The following is a 20,390-nucleotide window of genomic DNA, read 5'->3' on the forward strand; positions in this document are numbered from 1 at the left end:
TGGGTTTTGGACGATTTCTCGCGGGCTGCGCCCGCGAGAAATCGTCCAACTGCGTAGGTCCTAACAAAATCCAAAACAGAGCGATGAACATGGGAGAGTCTTCAAGAGGGCGGGGGCTATTTGTGGGTCTAACGACGCTCGATCTGATTTACCAGGTCGAGGCCGTGCCCACCAGCAATCAGAAAGTCGTGGCCCAGGATGTGGCGATCGCCGCTGGGGGCCCGGCAACCAACGCAGCCGTGACCTTTGCCCACCTGGGCGGAGACGCGCTGCTGCTGAGCAGCTTGGGACAGCACTCCATGACGGGGTTAATTCGGGCAGACTTGGCAACCTGGGGGGTGCAGCACCGCGACCTTGACCCAGAGCGGCAGGCCTCGCCAGCGGTGTCGTCCATTTTGGTGACAGCGGCGACGGGCGATCGCGCGGTGGTATCGCGGAATGCCGTGGGGGCACAGGTGGCGGGCGATCGCCTTCCAGCCGACCTGATGCAAGCCCTGAAAGAGCACAGGTTTGACGTGGTATTGATCGACGGACACCAGATGGCCGTTAGCGAGGCGATCGCCCAGCAGTCAAGAGCCTTGGGCATTCCTGTGGTGGTCGATGGCGGCAGTTGGAAACCGGGCTTTGAGGCAGTCTTGCGCCACACGGACTATGCCATCTGCTCGGTCAACTTTCTGCCGCCGGGGTGCGACTCGGCGGATGTGCTGCCGTATCTGCGATCGCTCGGCGTTGCCCAAGTCGCACGGACACACGGTTCCCAGCCCGTAGAATATCTCAAGGGCGAACAGGCGGGGCGCGTGGCGGTTCCTACGATTTCCCCAGTAGACACGCTGGGCGCGGGCGACATCTTTCACGGCGCATTCTGCCACTTTATTTTGCAACTAGGATTCGAGGCGGCGATCGCCCAAGCAGCCCAAGTCGCTGCCCGCGCCTGCCAATCCTTTGGCCCGCGTCGCTGGATGGAAGCACCGCCGCACGAGGAGACCCCCCGCTTCCCCAAACCGGACTGATCGCAAAGGACTAATCGCAAAAAGACTGCCTGAGACTAATCTACATTTAAGATAGGCGGTGCGCTGGGTTCATTCCATTCCGTTTCTGCGGGCGGCGACACCCGCACCCAAGAGATGCCCATTACTAGCCCCAAAAAGATTCCCAGCATCAGCATCCAAATATGAGACGGGTCTAGCGAACACAGCAGGCGGCGATCGCTACTGTAGACATGCACTGACCATCCTCCGTCTGTCACTTGATCGGGCAGATTCTTCATCGCAGTCACCTTTGGTAAAAAGAGGGCAGAACGAGTGAGGGCAGACGCAGAAAACACCAGTCACCATCGCGTCTATTCCCCAGACTAGATATAAATTCAATTCATGGAAAGAGGTTTTGTATATAGCCTTGCTTTATGTCTGATAACGCCTGCTTAAGCTTTAGTTCAGAATTGGGCAAACCCGTGCCCTATAATTGACGAGCCGTTCTATGCTGATGCCATAGCAGCTTGTCGTAGCAGCTTGCAGTAGCGGCGAAAACGCTCGCCCATGCCCAAAAAACGCGAAAGGAGACGTTGTGATCCAGGCAAACCCTGCGGAATTGATAGATGGCCATCCCTTGGAAGACCTATTGGCGATCGCCCGTGTGTTGGGCTGGGGTGCAGCAAAAATTCTGCGGGCGTATTATCGGGGGGAACCGTTTCAGGATGGCACGGCCCGCAATCTCGATATCCAAAACGAAAAAGACGGCCCGGTGACCGCAGCCGATCTGGCAGTGAACAGCTTCGTACTCGGCAGACTGCACGATTTGCTAGGCGATGAGCAGTTCGGCTATCTCAGCGAAGAAACCTACAAGTCCCAAGCTTCCGCCGCGCCGTTCCCCCAAGACTGGGTGTGGATTCTCGATCCACTCGACGGCACGCGAGATTTCATTGACAAAACGGGGGAATATGCCTTTCACCTGGCGCTGGCCTATCGCGGTCGCCCGGTGCTATCGGTGGTTAACTGCCCAGAGCTAGAGCGGCAGTATTTCGCTACCCTCGGTGGCGGGGCATTTGTGGAAACGCCCGATGGCACGGTGGAGCGGTTGCAGGTGTCGGGGGGCGATCGCCCTGCCGATCTGGTCGTGGTGGTCAGCCGCACCCACCGCGACGGACGGCTGAATGCCCTGCTGCAAAAGCTGCCCTGCCAAAACCAGCTCTCCGTCGGCAGCGTCGGCGGCAAAATCGCCGCGCTGGTCGATCGCCGAGCCGACCTCTACATCTCGCTCTCCGGCAAGTCTGCCCCCAAGGATTGGGACATGGCCGCCCCCGAACTCATCCTCACCGAGGCAGGCGGCAAATTCACCCACTTCAGCGGCGAACCCTTGCGATATAACACGGGCGATGTCAACCAATGGGGCGGACTGATGGCCTCCAACGGTCGCTGCCACGAAGCCCTCTGCGCCGAAGCTACTCGCATCTTGGCAGAAATCGACGGTCTCTCCTGAACCTCAAGCGCTGCGCCCAACTCCGCTGCTACGCAGAATCTTCACAGTCCTGACACCTGCCATTACAGAAGCTTTGCCCCCGATCCCCTGTTTTCGCCAGAAGATCGATCTATAGGGGCGGAACCTGGGTTTACTAAAGCTAGGAAAACCGTTCCTATCATACGGATCTGGTCAGAATTCAGCAGCAGAGGTTCACTACATGGTTTGGGCGCTTCCTGGTCGCGCCAGCGTCTCTACGCAAGCGCTGGTCGATCGAATTTTGTCTTCGGGGCAAATGACCCGCAAAGAACATCTCCAGCTTGCTGCCACGATCCTGTCCGATCAGCGGTTGACCCAAGCAGAGCGCTATCACATTAGCCGCGTGTTTGACGAGTTGCAAGCCGGCCGCGTGATGCTGGTCGATTAGACGCTAAGTCGGATCTGGATAGGAACTGGATAGGAATTGGATTGGGGACTGAGTTACGGGCTGGATTGGGGACTGGATTGAGGCTTGAGTTACAGGCTGGATTGGGCGATCGCCCAACGCAAGTTATCCCCCGTTCCAAGCCGCCCTATGGCGGGTCAGCAGCAGGCCAACGGGTTGCTTCTGCTAAGCTCTGGGTGTAGGTTTATCGTTTCCGTCATTCCGAGGGTTTTGGCGCTGTGCCCCACGCATCATCCGTCCCCATGCCACCAGTCACCCTCATCGTGACGCAGCGTGAGCGATTTAGCCCCAGCCAAGTGTCGTTGGACAGCCTGCTAGCCAGCTATGGCGATTACCCGTTTCGGCTGATTTATGTAGACGGCAACTCGCCTACCCCAGTACGCCACTACCTGGAACGCCAGGCCGCAACCTATCCCTGGATGACGCTGATTCGTCGGGAGCGATACTTGCGGTCGAACGAGGCGCGAAACCTAGCGCTGCCCTGGGTGGAGCGTCCAGAATACGTCGTGTTTCTGGATAATGACGTGGTGGTGCAGCCGGGATGGTTGCGATCGCTCGTTTTGGCGGCCGAGGCAGAACACGCTGCCATCACTGCGCCGCTCATTTTGCAGGGCGATCCCCATTCCGACAGGCTAGAGATTCACGTCGCGGGCATTGCCACCCGGTTTCATCCCCGTCGCTGGGGCAAGCGCTGGTTCGAGCAAAAGCAACTGATGGCAGGCGTGCCGCTCGCTCAGGCAGAACCCCAACTGCGGCGACAGGAGGTGGATTCAGCCGAATTTCACTGCCTGATGGTGCGCTGGGATGTGCTGCAACGGGTGCGGCTGGATGAACGGTTCGACAGCCTCGCCAGCCACACGGATGTATCCTTTCAGGTGGCAGCGCTGGGCGGCAGGCATATTCTGGAGCCGTCTGCCTGCGTGATTTTTTTGAACCCGGAGCTAGTGCCCCAGTTTGACGCAACGGACTTACCGTTTTACCGATTCAAATGGAGCGAGGGCTACACGGCGCGAAACTTTGCCCATGCGGTGCGGAAATGGGGGCTGGCGGCGGATGACCCCAGCATTAGGTCGATCTGGCGATGGGTGATCAAAAATCGGCAGATTCCAGCGCGGCTATCGGTGCAGGACGGGAGTTTGGAAGAGCGGCTGTTGACGCTGTGTGGCGATCGCCGCTGTCCTGGCTGGCTGCGAATGGCGATCGAGGGCTGGGTGTTGCGGGCGAACTTCCCATTAGAGGGCTTATCAGCCGCCAAGCCAGACGCGAGCGTGTCGCAAACGGATCAAACGGGGCAAACTCAAACGGGGCAAACCCAAACTTACCAAACTTATCAAACTTAAACTTGCCAAACTTGTCTAGACAACCATTCCAGGGTCAACGGTTCAACTCGGTAAGTTATCTTATTTTTCTTCTCTCATGCCTCCGCTGGTTTCGGTCGTCGTCACTGCCTTTAACCAGGCGCGGTTTCTGGAAGATGCCGTGAATAGCGTGCTGCGGCAGGATTACGACAATATCGAGTGCTGGATTATCAACGATGGCTCGACCGATGGCACAGAGGCGATCGCCCAAGGTCTGATGCAGCAAGATACGCGAGTTCATTACCAGTCGCAGCCCAACGGCGGCGTGTCGGCGGCTCGCAACTTGGGGGCGCGGTGTGCCCGTGGCGAATGGGTGCAGTTTTTGGATGGGGACGACTGGCTTGCGGTGGATAAGCTATCGCGCCAGCTTGCGGCGGTGGACGGGAAGCACCCCGATCGGCTGGTGATTTACTCCGACTATGAGCGGGTGGAGCGATCGGGACTGCGCCAGCGCTGTGAAATTGGCTCACAGCCTCCAGAAGCCCTGGCGCGGCGATTGCTGATTTGCCCCGATCGCCTGGCCGACACCCCCTTTCCGCTACTGCAACAGGCCATGCTGCTGCATCGGTCGGTGCTGGCTCAGTTCTCGTTTGACGAGGCCCTGCGGGCCTGCGAGGATCGAGCCTTTGGGCTAGCGCTGCTGCGGGGCGGGGCGCGGTTGGTGTACGTGCCGATGGTGGCGGCGTTTTATCGACAGCATGGGGCAAACCTGACGCAAAACGCCAGGATACTGAGGCAGTCCTACGCAGAGCTATTTCGCTGGGTGGGCGATCGCCATCCCGACCTGCTTCCCGACTGCCAGCGCAGCCTTTATTTCTTACTCGACGCAACCCTGGAGGCTGGAGAATATGACCTGTTTCGAGCGATCGCCCCGCTGGTGCAGTTTTCAAGTCAGGCAGCCCTGCTTGAGGAACCGCTGGGGCTATTGGGCGGTATGCTGCCAGTCCGCTCCCCTCAGGACTTGCGGCTGGCCGTAGCGCTGCGCCGACTGCTGCCTGCCCGCTGGCTCTATCCCCACCAGCGCGGCCCCAGGCTGCGATCGCTCTTAGCACGGTTTGGGAAGTGACGGAATGCTGGAGGGCCGCTCCATCAGCCCACGATTCCCCGCTTTCCCGCACCCTCTTTGCTCCTCAGCTTTAGCCACAGCACCGCACCCAGCGTCACCAGCAGCAGCGGCAGCGCGGCATAGTTCACCACGGCCCAGCCGAAGCCGTTGAGCAGGTGTCCTGATAGGAACGTAAAGCCTGCCACTGCGCCAAACATCAGGAAATCGTGGGCGGCTTGCGTTTTTGCTTTTTCGGCGGGCGTGTAGGTTTCGGTGAGCAGCGTGGTAGAGCCGACAAACATGAAATTCCAGCCCAGCCCCAGCACCGTGAGCGCAATCAGGAAATGGGGGAGCGTCACGCCGGAGAGGGCGATCGCCACGCTAGCGAGATTCAGCACGACTCCTGCGAGGATAATATTGAGAATGCCAAATCTCGCGATTAGGAATCCGGTGAAGAACGACGGCGCGAACATACCCAGGACGTGCCACTGAATGACGGAGGCCGCTGAATGGAACGAATGATTCATCCCCGTCATGGCAAGCGGTGTGGCCGTCATTAGCAGCGCCATCACGCCATAGCCGACGCTGCTGCCCAAGGCTGCGACGATGAACACAGGCTGTCGCAAAATTTGTGCAAGGCTTCGGCCTTCGGATTTTGAGGGCGATCGCCCTACTGCTGCAATGTCTTTGTGTATGACCGGACGTTGCACAATTGGGAGTCTGATGCCGATCAGCAGCAGCAGGATTAAGACTTGTAGACCCACAATCGACAGCAGCGATCCGGCAAATTCTGCCTGGGCGATCGCATCCTTTGCCACGCTAGCCAGATTGGGGCCCAGCACCGCCGAAATTACGCCGCCCGCCACCACCAGCGAAATCGCCTGCGCCCGAAATGACTCGCTGGCGGCCTCTGCTGCCGCAAACCGATAGAACCCCGAAAACCCGCTAAACACGCCCATCAAAACAGTTCCCGCACAAAACAGCGGAAAGCTCCGAATCAGCACCGCCGCCACCGCCAGCCCAATCCCGACGATGCCAATTAGCGTGCCCACTGCAAACCCAAAGCGCCTGCCCCGCCGCTGCATCAACATCGATGCGGGAATCGTGGCCAGCATCACTGCCACCTGCATCACCGCCAGCGGCAGCGTCGCCAGCGAGGCATCGGCTACCAGCGCCCTGCCCACCAGCGCTGCCACGGTAAACAGCACGGTCATGCTAGTCATGGCGAGGGACTGACACAGCGCCAGCAACGCTACATTCTGCTTTTCGCGGGTCATCGGCGGTTCATGGCGCATGGACGGATGGCAACCTGAAGTGCTGTATTTTCCGCTGAATCCTCAGGCGGCTACTTCCCCCAGTTGGGCTAGTCCTGAGCAAATTGGGGGCGCATATGTGCAAGCATTACGGAAACCTGAAAACATTGTGTACTGCAAGTTTCCAGCATTGCCCGATGTGCTAAATTCCTCAGCGAAAGGAACTCTTGACATCGAGGAGTGAAACGGTATGGTGCAACGAGTAACGCGGACGGACAAGCTTCTCAGCTACGGCGGATTGGTTGCAGGGGTAGCGGGGCTGCTGGGCACAAGCGTCTTCGCTCCCCTGGCGGCTCAGGCGATCGCCCCATCAAGCGACTCCTTGGATGAATCTGGTCTGAAGGAATCGGCAGGTCTGCTGGCTCAAGCCCCAATCGCCCAGGCAACCGATGTCCAGGTTTTCGAGCGGCCCAGCTACGTCAACACCTGTCGCAACAGCGGCGCGAATACGTTAGCCGTTTACACCAGCACTGCCCAAGGCACCGTCGTCCGACAGCTTCAGCCCTACACCCGCATTACGCTGACGGGCGTGCTGGGGGATGGGGTCGCCCAGATTCGTGAACCTGCGGTGGGCTGGGTGCGTTCGGCGACGCTGCTGACCAACTGCGACGCGCGTCCCCCCGTTGACCCTGTAGGCCAGTGCTATCAGGTGACGCAGCCCGAACTGGTGGTGCGCTCGGCTCCCTACGGCACGATTCTGTCTAGCGTGTTGAGTGGCGATCGCATTTACGGCACCAATCCCGTTCAGCGTCAAACAACGGCTGATGGCCGCATCTGGCAGCGCGTCTATTATCGCGGCACGACGAACCTCGGCTGGGTCGCTGAAACCGGAACAGGTGGCATTGGGATCAACTTCGTGCGATGCCCATAGCGATGCCCGTAGGTTAAACAAGGGTGGGGGGACGGTATGCATCCTGCGTTTGTAGCCCTCACCCTGACTCCTTCTCCCAGAGGGCGAGGGACTTTCACCCTACTCAGTAGCCCTCACCCTGAATCCCTCTCTCAGAAGGCGAGGGACTTTAGCCCCCCGCCTTATCACCCCGTCACTTGCTCCAGCACTGCCCGCAGCGCGATCGCCATTGGGTCGAGGCTATACCGGGCTACGCAGCGATCGCGGGCCCGCTGTCCCTTATGCGTTGCTTCATCGGGATGGGCCAGGATGTGCCGAAGCTGGGCAGCAAGCTGGGTAGGCGAGTCGGGGTCTGCCAGATAGCCCGTGTCGCCCAGGATATCGGGAATATCGCCAACGCGGGTCGCGAGGACGGGCTTGCCCATCGCCATGCCGTCGGTCAGCTTCAGCGGAAACTGGGCGCGGGCGATCGCCGTGTCGCGCTGGGGCACAACGACCACATCGGCGGCCGCCAGCACGGCGGGCATTTCCGCTAACGGCGTTTTGGGCAGCGAGATAATCCACCGACCCCAGCGCGATCGCAACTGCTCATCATAGTCGTCATAAGGGTTGCCACCCACGATTACCAGCCGCGCCGCAGGATGGTTCAATTCTTCTAGCGCCAGGAGCAAGTCTTCTAGCCCTTTGTGCGGACGCGGCGCACCGGGGAACATCAGCACCCAAACGTCCGACAGTCCGAGCCGCCGACGGCTGGCCGCCGCATCCTGTCGCGCTGGGTCAAACAGGGACGTATCTTTGCCGTTGGGCAGATATACGCCGCCAAACCGCCGCTGCAAAAAGGTGGTGTCCACCGTCAGTCCGTCGGCCCAGGGCACGGCCCGCTCTAGCCAGCGAAGGTAAAAGGGATGATCGGGCGATCGCAACGCCCCACCTGGTTTCAGCAGATCTCGCGCTAATTGCCGGGGGCCAGGTCGATAGCGCCAGTCGTCGCCACCGTGCCAGCTTAGCTCCCAGTCGTCCATGTCCAGCAGCAGCGGCCGCCGCACTTGCATCCGTCGCAGCAGCCCCAGTCCAAAGCTAGTGGGCTTGGGCTTCACGGCATAAAGGACATCGCCCGTCAGGTGGGACAAAACCCGCCGCGCCGTGCCCAAGATCGCGGGATAGCTTGCACCCGGAAACGCCAGCACCTCCATCCCCGCAGGCGGCTCCGTATACAGCGCCTCGCCAAACTGGAAGCCGACCAACTGCACGCCATAGCCCAGGGTTTGCAACACCTGCGCCAGCAGCAACGCCCGCACTGCCCCGCCCCCCGACCAGTCGCTGACCACCAGCGACACGCTCAGTTCAGACAGCGGAGGGCGCTGAGGCATCGGCAGGGCTGCTTAAAACGGCGCGACAGGCTTCTACGCTGTCTCGGCGCTCCATCGCAGCCACCAGTCGATCATAGGCAGCGCGATGAGTTTCCAACATATTTTTTGCCTGGAGCGTGGCCCAGCGTTCCTTGAGGGCCGCTTCGGCGGGCGATCGCCGCAAGGCATTCCACAGTGCATACAGCGTCTGGCGATCGCTGCTGCCGCCCTCGGCATTGCCATAGACCAGCGTTTCCGCCGCAATCCCCGCCATCCAGACGGTACAGTAGCGATCGATTTGCTGGGCCGACAGTTTACCCTGCGACAGTTCTGCGTCTAGCTGGGTCGTATCAAAGCTCACGCCGCCCGCGCCGGGTTGCCCCTGCCGCAGCGCTTCCCAGGCACTCAGCGTGTAACCCGTGATGGGAATGTCGAGATGGTGCGCCACTAGAAAATGCCCCGCCTCATGCCGCAGCACCCGCGCCCGGTGTTCGGGTGAAAAGCCCGCTACCCAGTCCAGCAGCAGCGTCCCGCCCCGTCCCTGCCAGGTCAGCGTGTCCAGCGTCGCCGCACCCAGCAGCCCTCCAGCGGCGATCGCCGTCACCAGCGGCGACACATGAATCACCGGCCCCAGCAGGCTCAGCATCGTAAACGCAAAGACCGTAACCGCGATCAGGTTTAGCGCAGACTGATTCATGAACACTCAAGCAAGCAAACAACAACCGGAGGCAGCAATAATTCACCCTCCTATTCCCATCATCGCATCATCCCCCTTCCTTCTTCCCTCTTCGTTCTTCCCTCTTCCCTCTTCCCCTCAGCTCCAAACCACCCCGCCCCCACCACATCCCTCCATCCCGGAAAACACCGCCTGCGAAGCCCGCCATGTCTCAAGCTGACGGCGATATTGCACCAACTGGGCGCGATATTCTGGCGAAATGCTGGGAGAGCCAATCATCGGGCCAATCACTCGCAGTGCCTCGGCCCAGTCGTTGCTGCAAATCGACCCCTGAAACGCGGCATAGAGCTGCTCAAAGCTAATGTCTTGGGCTTCGGGCGCAAAGACGATGGTGCGCTCAGCGGGCTGATCCGACCAGATGGGCTGGGCGCTGCTCTGGCAACTGGGCAGGTTGGCGTAGACCGCCCGCACAGCCCGCAAGTCTTCAAGCTGGCGGCGATATTCGACCAATTGCTGACGCGATTCTGGCGTGATGCCTGCCGAGGCGATAAGAGGGGCGATCGCCCTGAGTGCTCCGTTCCAGTCGTTGCTGCACACCGACAGTTGCAGGTTGCGATACAGTTCCTCAGCCCGCAGGTTGACAGGCGACTGTGCCGCTTCTGCCGCCTCGCCCAGCGCCCCCACGGCCAGCGCCGGAGCCACCATCCTCAGGGAATAGATTGCTTTTTTCATGCCACGCTCATCCAGAAGCTTTGAGAAAGTTGAATCGGACATCCGTCCAAATATCTCAACTTCCACCAGGGCGATCGCGCATCCGGAAGAAGCATGAGCGACTCCCTACAACAGCCCCCCTCAGACATCAGCCCGATTGGTGAAGCAGCGAGCGGGTATCTGACAGTTTATCCGTCTGCATCAAGCAAGTGCCCCGTAGAACAAGACTTAAATCTTTACTAGATTCCTGTGGATCTGGATGATTTGTTTAGAATCCTGATGGTGATTCTTGTGCTTGAATACTTGTGCTTGAATAAACGAGGGATTTTTTTAGCGGGATGTAGCCCTGATGAAAGCGATCGCCATTTACCACAACAAAGGTGGAGTCGGAAAAACCACCACGGCTGTTAACCTGGCTGCTGCCTTTACCAATAAGGGCAAGAAGGTATTGCTGGTGGATATTGATGCCCAGGCCAATTCCACCTTTGCAACGGGCCTGATCAAGTTTCAGTTTGAAGAAGAGGACAACCTCAAAGACCGAAATATTTTTCACATCATTAGCGCCGGAGATTTCAACTTCATTCCGGAAATTGTCCGTCGCTCCAATGGGTTCAACACGCCAGAAATCGATGTCATCCCCTCGCACATTACGCTAATCGATGAACAACAGCGCCTGACTCGCATTGCCGCTAGTCGCCTCCGCCTGAATATGAAGCTCCAGCAAGTAGAAGACGACTACGACATTGTGATTATTGATGCGCCGCCCTCCCGTGATCTCTACGCAGAAATTGCGCTAATTGCGGCCGATTATTTGATTATTCCGTCTGATTTGAAGCCCTTTGCGAACCAGGGTTTGAGCAATGTCAAGAACTTCGTCAGTGAGGTAAATGAAACACGGTCTAGCATCGGCAAGAAGCCACTCAATGTCTTAGGGGTTTTGCCTTCCAAGGTGTTAACGAATAATCGTTACCTGGAGCATGTCTTTCCCCGGCAGCGGGAAGCGGTGGTGCAGCGGTATGGGCTGCCGCTGCTGGATACCGTCATCTATGAGCGGATTGCCTTGTCTAACTGCGTGAACAACACCTTGACGATGGGAAACCTGGAGATTCCAGACCCCAAGTCTATTTTTGAATTTGATGCAGATTCCGAGTCGGTGAAGGAGTTCAGGAACCTTTCCTACGAAGTGATGCAAAAAATTGGGGCCTAGGGAATGAGCGAATATTATCTGGTGGATGTCAAAAGTATTACCTCGAAGGTGCCCCGCTCTCAGTTTGCTGTAAATGAAATCGAAGCGCTGGCTAAGAGCATTTTGGCGGCGGGTGGTTTGCTGTCTCCCATTCTGCTGAAGCAGACGGGGGCAGAAAGCTATGAGGTGCTAGCGGGCGATCGCGAGTATTATGCTGCCGTGCGGGCACGAGAAATCAACCCCCGCGAAGCCGAGATGGTGAATGCGTTTGTGGTGCCGGAGGATGTGTCAGACGCTGCGGTTGAACAATTTGAACAATCTAGAGCGCTGCATCCGTCTCCGCCTTCAGTGCCCAGCCCCGACACGCAAACGCCTAACCCTGCCCCTCCTGCCTATATAGATCAAAGGCTCACCAATCTAGAAGCGCGACTAGATGCTGCAATTCAAGACATAAAACAAACCCAGCAGCGAGACACACAGCGATTGGAACAACAACTCCAGACACTCCAGCAGCAGATTCCTCAGAAGGTAGAGCCGCTGGAAACCTTCAATACCGCCTCTCCAGCAACCCTGATGCAGAAGCTGGCGAGTGCTGGTATTCGAGGTAAAACGGCTGACACACTCATCAAAAACATTGAAAAAGCTCGTGCCAAAGCGCCCTTCACCTCATTTTCGGATGTGGTCAAACGGGTCGAGAAGCTGGGCGATAAGCGAATGCTCAGCATTCTAGATGCATGGAACGGAGTCTTCTAAGGGAGAATGGATTCAGCCTTCCCCTCATAGTTTTTTTGTTAGCTAGGAGGTGTTGATAGCTGGCAGCTATCTCGAAGAGTAGTGCTGCTCTATCCAAATTCTGACTTCGCGTTCGGAAGCGCAAGTGATTTTAGATTGAGTGTGTGGATCGTAGATTTGCCAGAGGCTTGAGCCAGTCTTTTGCGGAATTTCTCGGATGATTGGCTCTGAGCTTCCTGATAAGTGATTAACCCAACTTGAAACCAGTTCTAACCAACGATTTTGAGTTGAACGATTCGGATTTTCGAGATGAGATGCGGCGCTGATCGAAGGAGCCTGGGATGAGGAAGTAGGAGAAACTTCAGAAACATTCATACGGCTTGGAGGAGGGAAAGGGGTTCACAGTTCCAAGCTTCGCTAATTCAAAGTCATTTGATAAGGTACAGATTTTCAAACTTTAACTAGTACAGTTATTGGAGACTGGAAACTGTACTACCTGTTTTGAGCCAAACTGTACCGGGTGAAAACGGGGGCGATCGCCTATAGTGCATCTATAGTGCTTTCGTAGCGGTTGTTTTGCGCCGCTCTGCGCCTGTGAAAATTCCCCTTGATCGGCGATCGCCCCAGCCCGTCTATCTGCAAATTCGTCAGCGCATTCACCGCCTGATTCAGTCGGGAACGCTGCAACCGGGCGATCGCCTGCCCTCCATCCGCAGCCTGGCCGAAGCAGCCCAGGTCAACAAGCTCACGGTTATCGAAGCCTACAGCGTGCTAGAAGCAGACGGACTGATCTACGCCCGCCCTGGCTCTGGCTATTTCGTTAGCGAACCGTCCGTCACCTCGCCGATTCCGCCGTCCCGCTTTGCCCCCTCTCAGGAAGTCATTATTCCTGACCAGGGCGAAATGTCTTACTTCGACATTTACATGGCCTCCGTGTCGGCGCTGCATCAGGATGGCGTGACGGTCTTCAGTTCCGGCTTTCCCCACCCCCACGACACAGACATTCTCCAGCGGGTGGCTCGTCGCGCCTTTAAGGAGATGGGGGCGCTGCTGTTTAACTATGACCTGCCGCAGGGACAATATCCCTTGCGAAAGCAAATTGCTCAACTGCTGGTGCAAAAGGGGCTAGATGCCTCGCCCGACCAGTTGATTGTCACCAATGGGTCTATGCAGGGACTATCGCTGGTGATGCAGGAAATTGTGCAGCCCGGTGACTGGGTCATTGTAGAAAGCCCGACTTTTCACGGCGCGTTGGCGGTTCTTCAGCAGCTTGGCGCACGGGTGATCGGCATTCCCATGACTCGCGACGGCATGAACCTCGACCTGCTGGCGCAGTATCTCCACAGCCATCGCCCCCGGCTGATTTACACCATCAGCACGCTGCACAACCCAACAGGCATCACCACTGACCTCGCCCATCGCCAGCAGTTGCTCGATCTGGCCCGCCGCTACGACTGCCGCATTCTGGAAGACAACGCCTACGAAGGGCTGAACTTTGACCCTGTGCCGCCGCCCATCAAAGCGCTCGATCAAGACAACCTGGTAATCTATGCAGGCACCTTTACCAAAACGCTGATGCCCGGTCTGCGGGTGGGCTATGTGGTGGTGACGGGCGACGACTATGGGCGACTGCTAGAGCGCAAGCTGCTGCATGATTTGTGTGTGTCTACGGCTTCGCAGGCGATCGTCAGCGAGTATCTGGCGACGGGCTACTATCGCCGCCATTTGGCGCAGTTGTGTACGCGCAATCTTCAGGGGCGTGGTGTCATGCTGAAGGCATTGGAGCAATACTTTCCTGCCGAGGCTTCCTGGACGGTGCCCACTGGGGGGCTGTTTCTCTGGGTGAAGCTGCCGGACGGTCTGCCGATGCAGTTGGTGTGCAGTGAGGCGGCGGCCGAAGGTATTTTGGTTACGCCCGGTTCCACGTTTTTTCCAAATTTGCAGGGCTATCCGGCAATGCGGCTGAATTTTTCCTTTGATGCAGCGACGATCGAGCGGGGGATGGAGACATTGGGACGCATTATGAAGCGCCACCTGGCCCCCTGAGTGGAAACGTTTGGGGCAATTTGGATAATCACCGGGGCCGTTGGAGGGCGATTGGAGGGCGATCGCTCTCGTCCTGACCTGCGGAATCCCCCTGACACAGAAGCTCCCTTAGAATAGAATTCACGCTCAAGATTGCCAGAACGTTTGAAGCCTTGTATCGATTCCTGATTTTGGATTTCAGCAGCGCTACATCGAGAGGACAGCGATGGTTCAAATTCCTGAAAAATCGACCATCATCTATCCCGAAACCGATGGGGAACCGATGGCAAACAACACAGAACAGTTCACCTGGATTGTCACTATCAAGGAAAACCTAGAGCTACTGTTTGCAGAGAATCCAGATGTATTTGTGGCAGGTGATCTGCTGTGGTATCCCGTTGAGGGCGACAATACGCTGCGTCAGGCTCCCGATGCGATGGTGGTATTTGGGCGGCCCAAGGGACGGCGCGGCTCCTATCTTCAGTGGCGCGAAGCAAATCTCCCGCCTCAGGTAGTCTTTGAAATTTTATCGCCGGGAAACACGCTTAAGGAAATGGCGAAAAAGTTTCGCTTTTACGAGCAATATGGCGTGGAGGAGTATTACCTCTACGACCCGGACAAGATTGACCTGAGCGGATGGCTGCGATCGCCCGCTGGATGGCTCGACGTGATCGAGGAGATGGACGGGTGGGTCAGTCCGCGCTTGCAGATTCGGTTTGAACCCAGCGAGTCGGGCTTGCAGATTTTCCGCCCAGATGGGCAGCCCTTTCTGACGTTTGTAGAACTGGAAAGGCTACGACTTCAGGCCCAGCAGCAAGCCGAACAGGCAGAGCAGCGGGCTGAGCAGGCAGAGTGTCGCGCAGAACGACTCGCCAAGCGCTTGCGGGCCCTCGGCATTGATCCAGAATCTATTTAATTGCGATTAATAGCGGGTAGTGCCTTTTAGTAAAGGATGGAGGGAAAGATAGCCTCTTCCCGTTCTGCTAGCTTTTCTCTGACACGGCGATTGTAGTCATAGATAAACATCCAAATCGCACCGATATGATTCTCAATCTTTTTGGAAAAGGACAACGTCTTCCTCTCCAACCGAGAAATCCGCTTCCTCAGGGTGTTGTTCAGTCGTTCAACGTAGTTTGTCAAGTTGACATAAGCCTGGAGCCAGCGAGCTGAAACCCTGGCAGCCCTGGCGATACCCGCTAACGGAATTTTCTCCAACAGCAGTAGATCAACGAAAGATTGAGTGTCCTTGTCTTTCGGCTTCCACTGGGGGTTCTCGTCCCTCAAGCTCTCAAAATGCGATGGCGTTACTTTTGCTCTCAATCCTTTACGTTAATCCACTACCAATCTCAGATCTTTTCTGGAGAATAACGCCTGCTCAAATTGAGTGAATTTTTAATAACTTCTGCAACGGTTTTGCGTCCCAGCTTTGTTGCAAAACACACCAAATGATGACATTTCTACGCCAGATCTGACAACATCCTTAAGACCTGCACCTTCACCCAAAAGCCTGTTAGAAAATGCCAGTTGCATCTAGAAGCGTAGTCAACACCTGCGTCTAGATAAAACTTCACGTTTACGTTTCGCCTTCAGGTCGTCGCCATGAACCAGCACGCTTTGTCCGCTGAGCCGCCCCATGTTTTGAATCACCTGCCCGATCGCCAGGGACTCTATGACCCGCAGTTTGAGCATGATGCCTGCGGTGTGGGCTTTGTGGTGCAGATGAAGGGGCAAAAATCCCACGACATTATTGAGCAAGCGCTGACGATTTTAATCAATCTGGATCACCGGGGTGCCTGTGGCTGCGAGAGCAATACGGGCGACGGCGCGGGAATTTTAATGCAAATTCCCCACAAGTTTTTGGAGAAAGTAGCAGCAGTCGAAGGCATTGCGCTGCCTGAACTGGGGCAGTATGGCGTGGGCATGACCTACACCTCGCCTGATCCGGAACAGCGGCGGCGGGGAGAGGCGATCGCCGCTCAGATCATTGCCGAAGAAGGGCAAACGCTGCTGGGCTGGCGCGATGTGCCGACGGATAATTCATCCCTGGGCAACACCGCAAAGGCCAGCGAACCGTTTATGCGGCAACTGTTCATTCAGCGATCGCCCGATTTGACCGATGATCTGGCGTTCGAGCGCAAGCTATTTGTCATTCGCAAGCGCGTTCACAAAGCCATTCGCACTGCTGGTATCGATCCGTTCTGGTATCAGGCTAGTTTGTCGTGCCGCACGCTGGTCTATAAAGGGATGCTGATGCCGGAGCAGGTGGGCAAATACTATCCCGACTTGCATGATCCGGATATGGAGAGTGCGCTGGGTCTGGTGCATTCACGCTTTAGTACCAACACGTTCCCAAGCTGGGAGCGATCGCACCCCTATCGCTACATCGCCCACAACGGCGAAATCAATACCCTGCGCGGCAACATCAACTGGATGCACGCCCGTCAAGCCTTGTTTGAGTCCGACCTGTTTGGGGATGACCTGAAAAAAGTCCCCAACCTGATCAACATCAACGGCAGTGACTCTGGAATCTTTGACAATACTCTGGAACTGCTGACCTTGGCCGGGCGATCGCTCCCCCACGCCGTCATGATGATGATTCCAGAACCCTGGACGGCCCACGAGTCCATGAGCCAGGACAAAAAGGCGTTTTACGAATACCACGCCTGCCTGATGGAACCCTGGGATGGCCCCGCCTCTATTGCCTTTACCGACGGCACGATGATGGGCGCAGTGCTGGATCGCAACGGGCTGCGTCCCTCCCGCTACTACGTCACGCACGATGACTTGGTGATCATGGCCTCGGAAGCGGGCGTGCTGCCCATCGAGCCAGAGCGCGTCGCCCACAAGGGTCGCCTCCAGCCCGGCCGCATGTTTCTGGTAGACATGAACCAGGGCCGCATCATTGCCGACGACGAGCTAAAGCAGCAAATCGTCACCCAGCAGCCCTACCGCGAGTGGCTGGATCGGTATCTGGTGGATCTCGCCAGTTTGCCCTCTGCAACTGAATCCCCCGCTGCTCTCCCTGCTGACCTCACTCGTCTGCAAACTGCCTTTGGCTACACCTTTGAAGACCTGCGGATGCTGCTGCTGCCGATGGCGCGGGACGGCGTGGAGGCGGTGGGCGCAATGGGCACGGATACACCGCTATCGGTGCTGAGCGATCGCCCCAAGCTGCTCTACACCTACTTCAAGCAGTTGTTTGCCCAGGTAACGAATCCGCCCATCGACTCGATTCGTGAGGAAATCATTACCTCGGCTGAAACCACCATTGGTTCCGAGCGCAACCTGCTGGAACCCGTGCCGGAAAGCTGCCAGATGATCAAGCTGAAAACGCCGATTCTGACGAATGCGGAACTGGCAAAGCTCAAGGCGCAAGCAGACGGGCCGTTCCGCTCGGCCACGCTGCCGATGGTGTTTGACGCGCAGGTGGGCGCGGCCGGGCTGGAGCAGGCATTGGACGCGCTGTTTGCGGCGGCGGATGGGGCGATCGCCGCTGGAGCCAGTATTTTAATCCTGAGCGATCGCTCCGTCAGTGAAACTCAGGCCCCCATCCCGGCGCTGCTGGCAGTGGCGGGACTGCACCACCACCTGATTCGCCAGGGCACGCGCACCCGCTGCGGCATCGTGCTGGAGTCGGGCGAACCTCGTGAGGTGCATCACTTTGCGACGCTGATCGGCTATGGCTGCGGCGCGATTAATCCCTATCTGGCGTTTGCGACCCTCCAGGGCATGATCGACGACGGGCTGCTGGTGGATGTAGACTACGCCACGGCCTGCAAAAATTACGTCAAGTCTGCCACCAAGGGTGTGATCAAAGTCGCGTCAAAAATTGGCATTTCCACCATCCAGAGCTATCGCGGGGCGCAGATTTTTGAAGCGATCGGGCTAAATCGTGCCGTCGTAGATCGCTACTTTAGCTGGACGGCTTCGCGTATCGAAGGTGTAGGCTTAGAGGTCATCGCTCAGGAAGCGATTTTGCGGCATCATCACGCCTTTGCGGAACGGACGACGGATAACGAAACGCTCGATGTTGGCGGCGAATATCAATGGCGAAAGGAGGGCGAAGCGCACCTGTTTAGCCCGCTGACGATCCACACGCTGCAACGGGCCGTGCGCGAGGGCAACTACGAGTTGTTCAAGCAATATTCCGCCCTAGTGAACGATCAAAATCAACAGCATTTCACGCTGCGTGGATTGCTGCAATTCAAGCTACGGCAGCCCGTGCCGATTGAGGAGGTGGAACCCGTGGAGGCGATTCTCCGGCGCTTCAAGACGGGCGCAATGAGCTACGGCTCCATTTCCAAGGAGGCGCACGAAACGCTGGCGATCGCCATGAACCGCATCGGCGGCAAGTCCAACACGGGCGAGGGCGGCGAAGACCCCGACCGCTATACCTGGACAAACGAGCGCGGCGATTCCAAAAACAGCGCCATTAAACAAGTGGCTTCGGGTCGCTTTGGCGTGACCAGTCTCTACCTGTCCCAAGCCAAGGAAATCCAGATCAAGATGGCCCAAGGCGCAAAACCGGGCGAGGGCGGGCAGCTTCCCGGCAAGAAGGTCTATCCCTGGATCGCCAAGGTGCGCCACTCCACCCCCGGTGTGGGGCTGATCTCGCCGCCGCCTCACCACGATATCTACTCCATCGAAGACCTGGCGGAACTGATTCACGACCTGAAGAATGCCAACCGCGAGGCCCGCATCAGCGTCAAGCTCGTGTCCGAAGTGGGCGTGGGCACGATTGCGGCGGGGGTGTCCAAGGCCCACGCCGATGTAGTGCTGATTTCTGGCTTCGACGGCGGCACGGGCGCATCGCCCCAGACCTCCATCAAGCACGCGGGCTTGCCGTGGGAACTGGGGCTGGCGGAAACCCATCAGACGCTGGTGCTAAACAATCTGCGATCGCGCATTGTGGTGGAAACCGATGGGCAGATGAAGACGGGTCGGGATGTGGTCATTGCTGCTCTGCTGGGAGCTGAGGAGTTTGGCTTTGCTACAGCGCCGCTGGTGACGCTAGGCTGCATCATGATGCGGGCCTGCCACCTCAACACCTGCCCGGTGGGAATTGCCACCCAAGACCCGCAGTTGCGTGAAAAGTTCACAGGCGACCCCCAGCACACGGTCAACTTCATGACCTTCATCGCCCAGGAAGTGCGGGAAATCATGGCGGAACTGGGCTTCCGCACGCTGAACGAAATGGTCGGCCGGACGGATGTGCTGGAACCGCAGCGAGCCGTTGACCACTGGAAAGCCAAGGGGCTGGATTTCTCCAAGATCCTCTATCAGCCAGAAGTGGGGCCGGAAGTCGGGCGCTATTGCCAGATGGCGCAGGATCATGGGCTAGAAAAATCCCTCGACCTGACGATGCTGCTGGATCTCTGCCAGCCCGCCATCGAGCGGGGCGAACCTGTCCGCGCTACGCTGCCGATCAAAAACGTGAACCGCGTGGTCGGCACGATTCTCGGCAACGAAATTACCAAGCGCCATTGGGAAGGGCTGCCGGACGACACCGTGCATCTGCATTTCCAGGGCAGCGCAGGTCAGAGCCTCGGTGCGTTTGTGCCGCGCGGCGTGACGCTGGAACTGGAGGGCGACGCGAATGATTACCTGGGCAAGGGCCTCAGCGGCGGCAAGATTATTGTCTATCCGCCTGCTGGTTCAACGTTTGTGGCGGAAGAAAACATTATTGTCGGGAATGTGGCGCTCTATGGTGCGACCGCTGGCGAACTGTATGCGCGGGGCATCGCGGGCGAACGCTTTGCTGTCCGCAACTCTGGCGTGACGGCGGTGGTGGAGGGTGTAGGCGACCACGGCTGCGAATACATGACGGGCGGCAAGGTGGTCGTGCTGGGCAGCACCGGGCGCAACTTCGCCGCAGGCATGAGCGGCGGCGTGGCCTACGTGCTAGACGAAGCGGGCGATTTTGCGACCCGCTGCAACACGGCAATGGTGGGGCTGGAAACCCTGGAGGACGCTGAAGAAATTAGCGATCTGCGCCAGTTGATTCAGCAGCACGCCGACTATACTCAGAGCGCCGTAGCTCAGCGGGTGCTGGCGGATTGGGACAACACTGTGCCGAAGTTCGTCAAGGTGATGCCCAATGACTACAAGCGCGTCCTGGAGGCGATCGCCGCTGCCCTGTCTTCTGGCCTCAGTGGCGACGATGCCCTGGCCGCCGCCTTCGAGCAAAACGCCCGCGATGTGGCCCGCGTGGGTGGCAGCTAAACCTTCTCTTTTGGGGTGGGTGCT

General features: G+C 57.9%; 16 protein-coding genes and 1 pseudogene. 11 read left to right on the forward strand and 6 right to left on the reverse strand.

The genetic code is table 11. The features are described from left to right. The first annotated feature begins 89 nt into the window (after positions 1–89). Complete coding sequence (locus IGS51_RS15355; protein WP_297079520.1) at positions 90–1,010, forward strand: PfkB family carbohydrate kinase; 921 nt, start codon at positions 90–92, stop codon at positions 1,008–1,010. Between the two features lie 35 nt (positions 1,011–1,045). Here IGS51_RS15355 and IGS51_RS15360 read toward each other — a convergent pair whose 3' ends face one another. Beyond that, entirely contained in the window at positions 1,046–1,267 is a 222-nt protein-coding gene (locus IGS51_RS15360; protein ID WP_297079523.1) for a hypothetical protein, read from the reverse strand. Positions 1,268–1,563: 296 nt separating this feature from the next. Between IGS51_RS15360 and IGS51_RS15365 the strand changes: the two genes are divergently transcribed. From IGS51_RS15365 to IGS51_RS15380, 4 genes are all read left to right on the forward strand, one after another. Next, positions 1,564–2,475, forward strand: coding sequence for an inositol monophosphatase family protein (locus IGS51_RS15365; protein ID WP_297079525.1), 912 nt, complete (start codon positions 1,564–1,566; stop codon positions 2,473–2,475). A gap of 199 nt (positions 2,476–2,674) precedes the next feature. Continuing rightward, the gene (locus IGS51_RS15370; RefSeq protein ID WP_172358303.1) at positions 2,675–2,881 is read left to right on the forward strand and encodes a hypothetical protein; all 207 of its coding nucleotides are present in this window, start codon (positions 2,675–2,677) and stop codon (positions 2,879–2,881) included. Positions 2,882–3,141: 260 nt separating this feature from the next. Then, positions 3,142–4,239: a glycosyltransferase family 2 protein gene (locus IGS51_RS15375; protein ID WP_297079527.1), complete on the forward strand. Its 1,098-nt coding sequence runs from the start codon at positions 3,142–3,144 to the stop codon at positions 4,237–4,239. 76 nt (positions 4,240–4,315) lie between these two features. Further along, entirely contained in the window at positions 4,316–5,323 is a 1,008-nt protein-coding gene (locus tag IGS51_RS15380) for a glycosyltransferase (protein WP_297079528.1), read from the forward strand. 23 nt (positions 5,324–5,346) lie between these two features. On the opposite strand, the gene IGS51_RS15385 is transcribed toward IGS51_RS15380, so the two are convergent. Beyond that, positions 5,347–6,597 (reverse strand): MFS transporter, encoded by a 1,251-nt coding sequence (locus IGS51_RS15385; protein WP_297079529.1) that lies wholly within the window; start codon positions 6,595–6,597, stop codon positions 5,347–5,349. Positions 6,598–6,805: 208 nt separating this feature from the next. Between IGS51_RS15385 and IGS51_RS15390 the strand changes: the two genes are divergently transcribed. After that, entirely contained in the window at positions 6,806–7,486 is a 681-nt protein-coding gene (locus IGS51_RS15390; RefSeq protein WP_297079531.1) for a hypothetical protein, read from the forward strand. A 164-nt stretch (positions 7,487–7,650) separates the two neighbouring features. Here the strand turns inward: IGS51_RS15390 and IGS51_RS15395 are convergent, their stop codons facing one another. From IGS51_RS15395 to IGS51_RS15405, 3 genes are all read right to left on the reverse strand, one after another. Then, positions 7,651–8,835 (reverse strand): glycosyltransferase family 4 protein, encoded by a 1,185-nt coding sequence (locus IGS51_RS15395; RefSeq protein ID WP_297079533.1) that lies wholly within the window; start codon positions 8,833–8,835, stop codon positions 7,651–7,653. After that, complete coding sequence (locus tag IGS51_RS15400; protein WP_297079535.1) at positions 8,810–9,511, reverse strand: ATP-dependent Zn protease; 702 nt, start codon at positions 9,509–9,511, stop codon at positions 8,810–8,812. Before IGS51_RS15400 ends, IGS51_RS15395 begins: the two co-directional genes overlap by 26 nt. A gap of 117 nt (positions 9,512–9,628) precedes the next feature. Next, positions 9,629–10,222, reverse strand: coding sequence for a hypothetical protein (locus IGS51_RS15405; RefSeq protein WP_297079537.1), 594 nt, complete (start codon positions 10,220–10,222; stop codon positions 9,629–9,631). Between the two features lie 328 nt (positions 10,223–10,550). Here IGS51_RS15405 and IGS51_RS15410 point away from each other — a divergent pair, with 328 nt between their 5' ends. The 4 genes from IGS51_RS15410 (at position 10,551) to IGS51_RS15425 (ending at position 15,060) form a co-directional block, all read left to right on the forward strand. Next, entirely contained in the window at positions 10,551–11,408 is an 858-nt protein-coding gene (locus tag IGS51_RS15410; protein WP_172358310.1) for a ParA family protein, read from the forward strand. Positions 11,409–11,411: 3 nt separating this feature from the next. Beyond that, complete coding sequence (locus IGS51_RS15415; protein WP_297079539.1) at positions 11,412–12,140, forward strand: ParB N-terminal domain-containing protein; 729 nt, start codon at positions 11,412–11,414, stop codon at positions 12,138–12,140. A 573-nt stretch (positions 12,141–12,713) separates the two neighbouring features. Next, a complete protein-coding gene (locus IGS51_RS15420; protein ID WP_297079542.1) occupies positions 12,714–14,165 on the forward strand; it encodes a PLP-dependent aminotransferase family protein in 1,452 nt (483 codons plus the stop codon). 205 nt (positions 14,166–14,370) lie between these two features. Next, positions 14,371–15,060, forward strand: coding sequence for a Uma2 family endonuclease (locus tag IGS51_RS15425; RefSeq protein WP_297079544.1), 690 nt, complete (start codon positions 14,371–14,373; stop codon positions 15,058–15,060). Between the two features lie 26 nt (positions 15,061–15,086). Here IGS51_RS15425 and IGS51_RS15430 read toward each other — a convergent pair. Further along, positions 15,087–15,281: pseudogene (locus IGS51_RS15430) on the reverse strand (IS1 family transposase); the annotation flags it as partial. 462 nt (positions 15,282–15,743) lie between these two features. Between IGS51_RS15430 and gltB the strand changes: the two are divergent. Next, entirely contained in the window at positions 15,744–20,366 is a 4,623-nt protein-coding gene (gltB, locus tag IGS51_RS15435; RefSeq protein ID WP_297079546.1) for a glutamate synthase large subunit, read from the forward strand. The last annotated feature ends 24 nt before the right edge of the window (positions 20,367–20,390 follow it).

The organism is Thermoleptolyngbya sp. M55_K2018_002, from assembly GCF_015295965.1.
GTDB classification, from domain to species: domain Bacteria; phylum Cyanobacteriota; class Cyanobacteriia; order Elainellales; family Elainellaceae; genus Thermoleptolyngbya; species Thermoleptolyngbya sichuanensis.

What these genes read in the sequence shown, in the direction of transcription:
- IGS51_RS15415 (WP_297079539.1), top strand. Translation starts at nt 11,412, where the DNA reads ATGAGCGAATATTATCTGGTGGATGTCAAAAGTATTACCTCGAAGGTG.
- IGS51_RS15380 (WP_297079528.1), top strand. Translation starts at nt 4,316, where the DNA reads ATGCCTCCGCTGGTTTCGGTCGTCGTCACTGCCTTTAACCAGGCGCGG.
- IGS51_RS15405 (WP_297079537.1), bottom strand. Translation starts at nt 10,222, where the DNA reads ATGAAAAAAGCAATCTATTCCCTGAGGATGGTGGCTCCGGCGCTGGCC.
- IGS51_RS15400 (WP_297079535.1), bottom strand. Translation starts at nt 9,511, where the DNA reads ATGAATCAGTCTGCGCTAAACCTGATCGCGGTTACGGTCTTTGCGTTT.
- IGS51_RS15395 (WP_297079533.1), bottom strand. Translation starts at nt 8,835, where the DNA reads ATGCCTCAGCGCCCTCCGCTGTCTGAACTGAGCGTGTCGCTGGTGGTC.
- IGS51_RS15410 (WP_172358310.1), top strand. Translation starts at nt 10,551, where the DNA reads ATGAAAGCGATCGCCATTTACCACAACAAAGGTGGAGTCGGAAAAACC.
- IGS51_RS15355 (WP_297079520.1), top strand. Translation starts at nt 90, where the DNA reads ATGGGAGAGTCTTCAAGAGGGCGGGGGCTATTTGTGGGTCTAACGACG.
- IGS51_RS15390 (WP_297079531.1), top strand. Translation starts at nt 6,806, where the DNA reads ATGGTGCAACGAGTAACGCGGACGGACAAGCTTCTCAGCTACGGCGGA.
- gltB (WP_297079546.1), top strand. Translation starts at nt 15,744, where the DNA reads ATGAACCAGCACGCTTTGTCCGCTGAGCCGCCCCATGTTTTGAATCAC.
- IGS51_RS15385 (WP_297079529.1), bottom strand. Translation starts at nt 6,597, where the DNA reads ATGCGCCATGAACCGCCGATGACCCGCGAAAAGCAGAATGTAGCGTTG.
- IGS51_RS15425 (WP_297079544.1), top strand. Translation starts at nt 14,371, where the DNA reads ATGGTTCAAATTCCTGAAAAATCGACCATCATCTATCCCGAAACCGAT.
- IGS51_RS15370 (WP_172358303.1), top strand. Translation starts at nt 2,675, where the DNA reads ATGGTTTGGGCGCTTCCTGGTCGCGCCAGCGTCTCTACGCAAGCGCTG.
- IGS51_RS15360 (WP_297079523.1), bottom strand. Translation starts at nt 1,267, where the DNA reads ATGAAGAATCTGCCCGATCAAGTGACAGACGGAGGATGGTCAGTGCAT.
- IGS51_RS15375 (WP_297079527.1), top strand. Translation starts at nt 3,142, where the DNA reads ATGCCACCAGTCACCCTCATCGTGACGCAGCGTGAGCGATTTAGCCCC.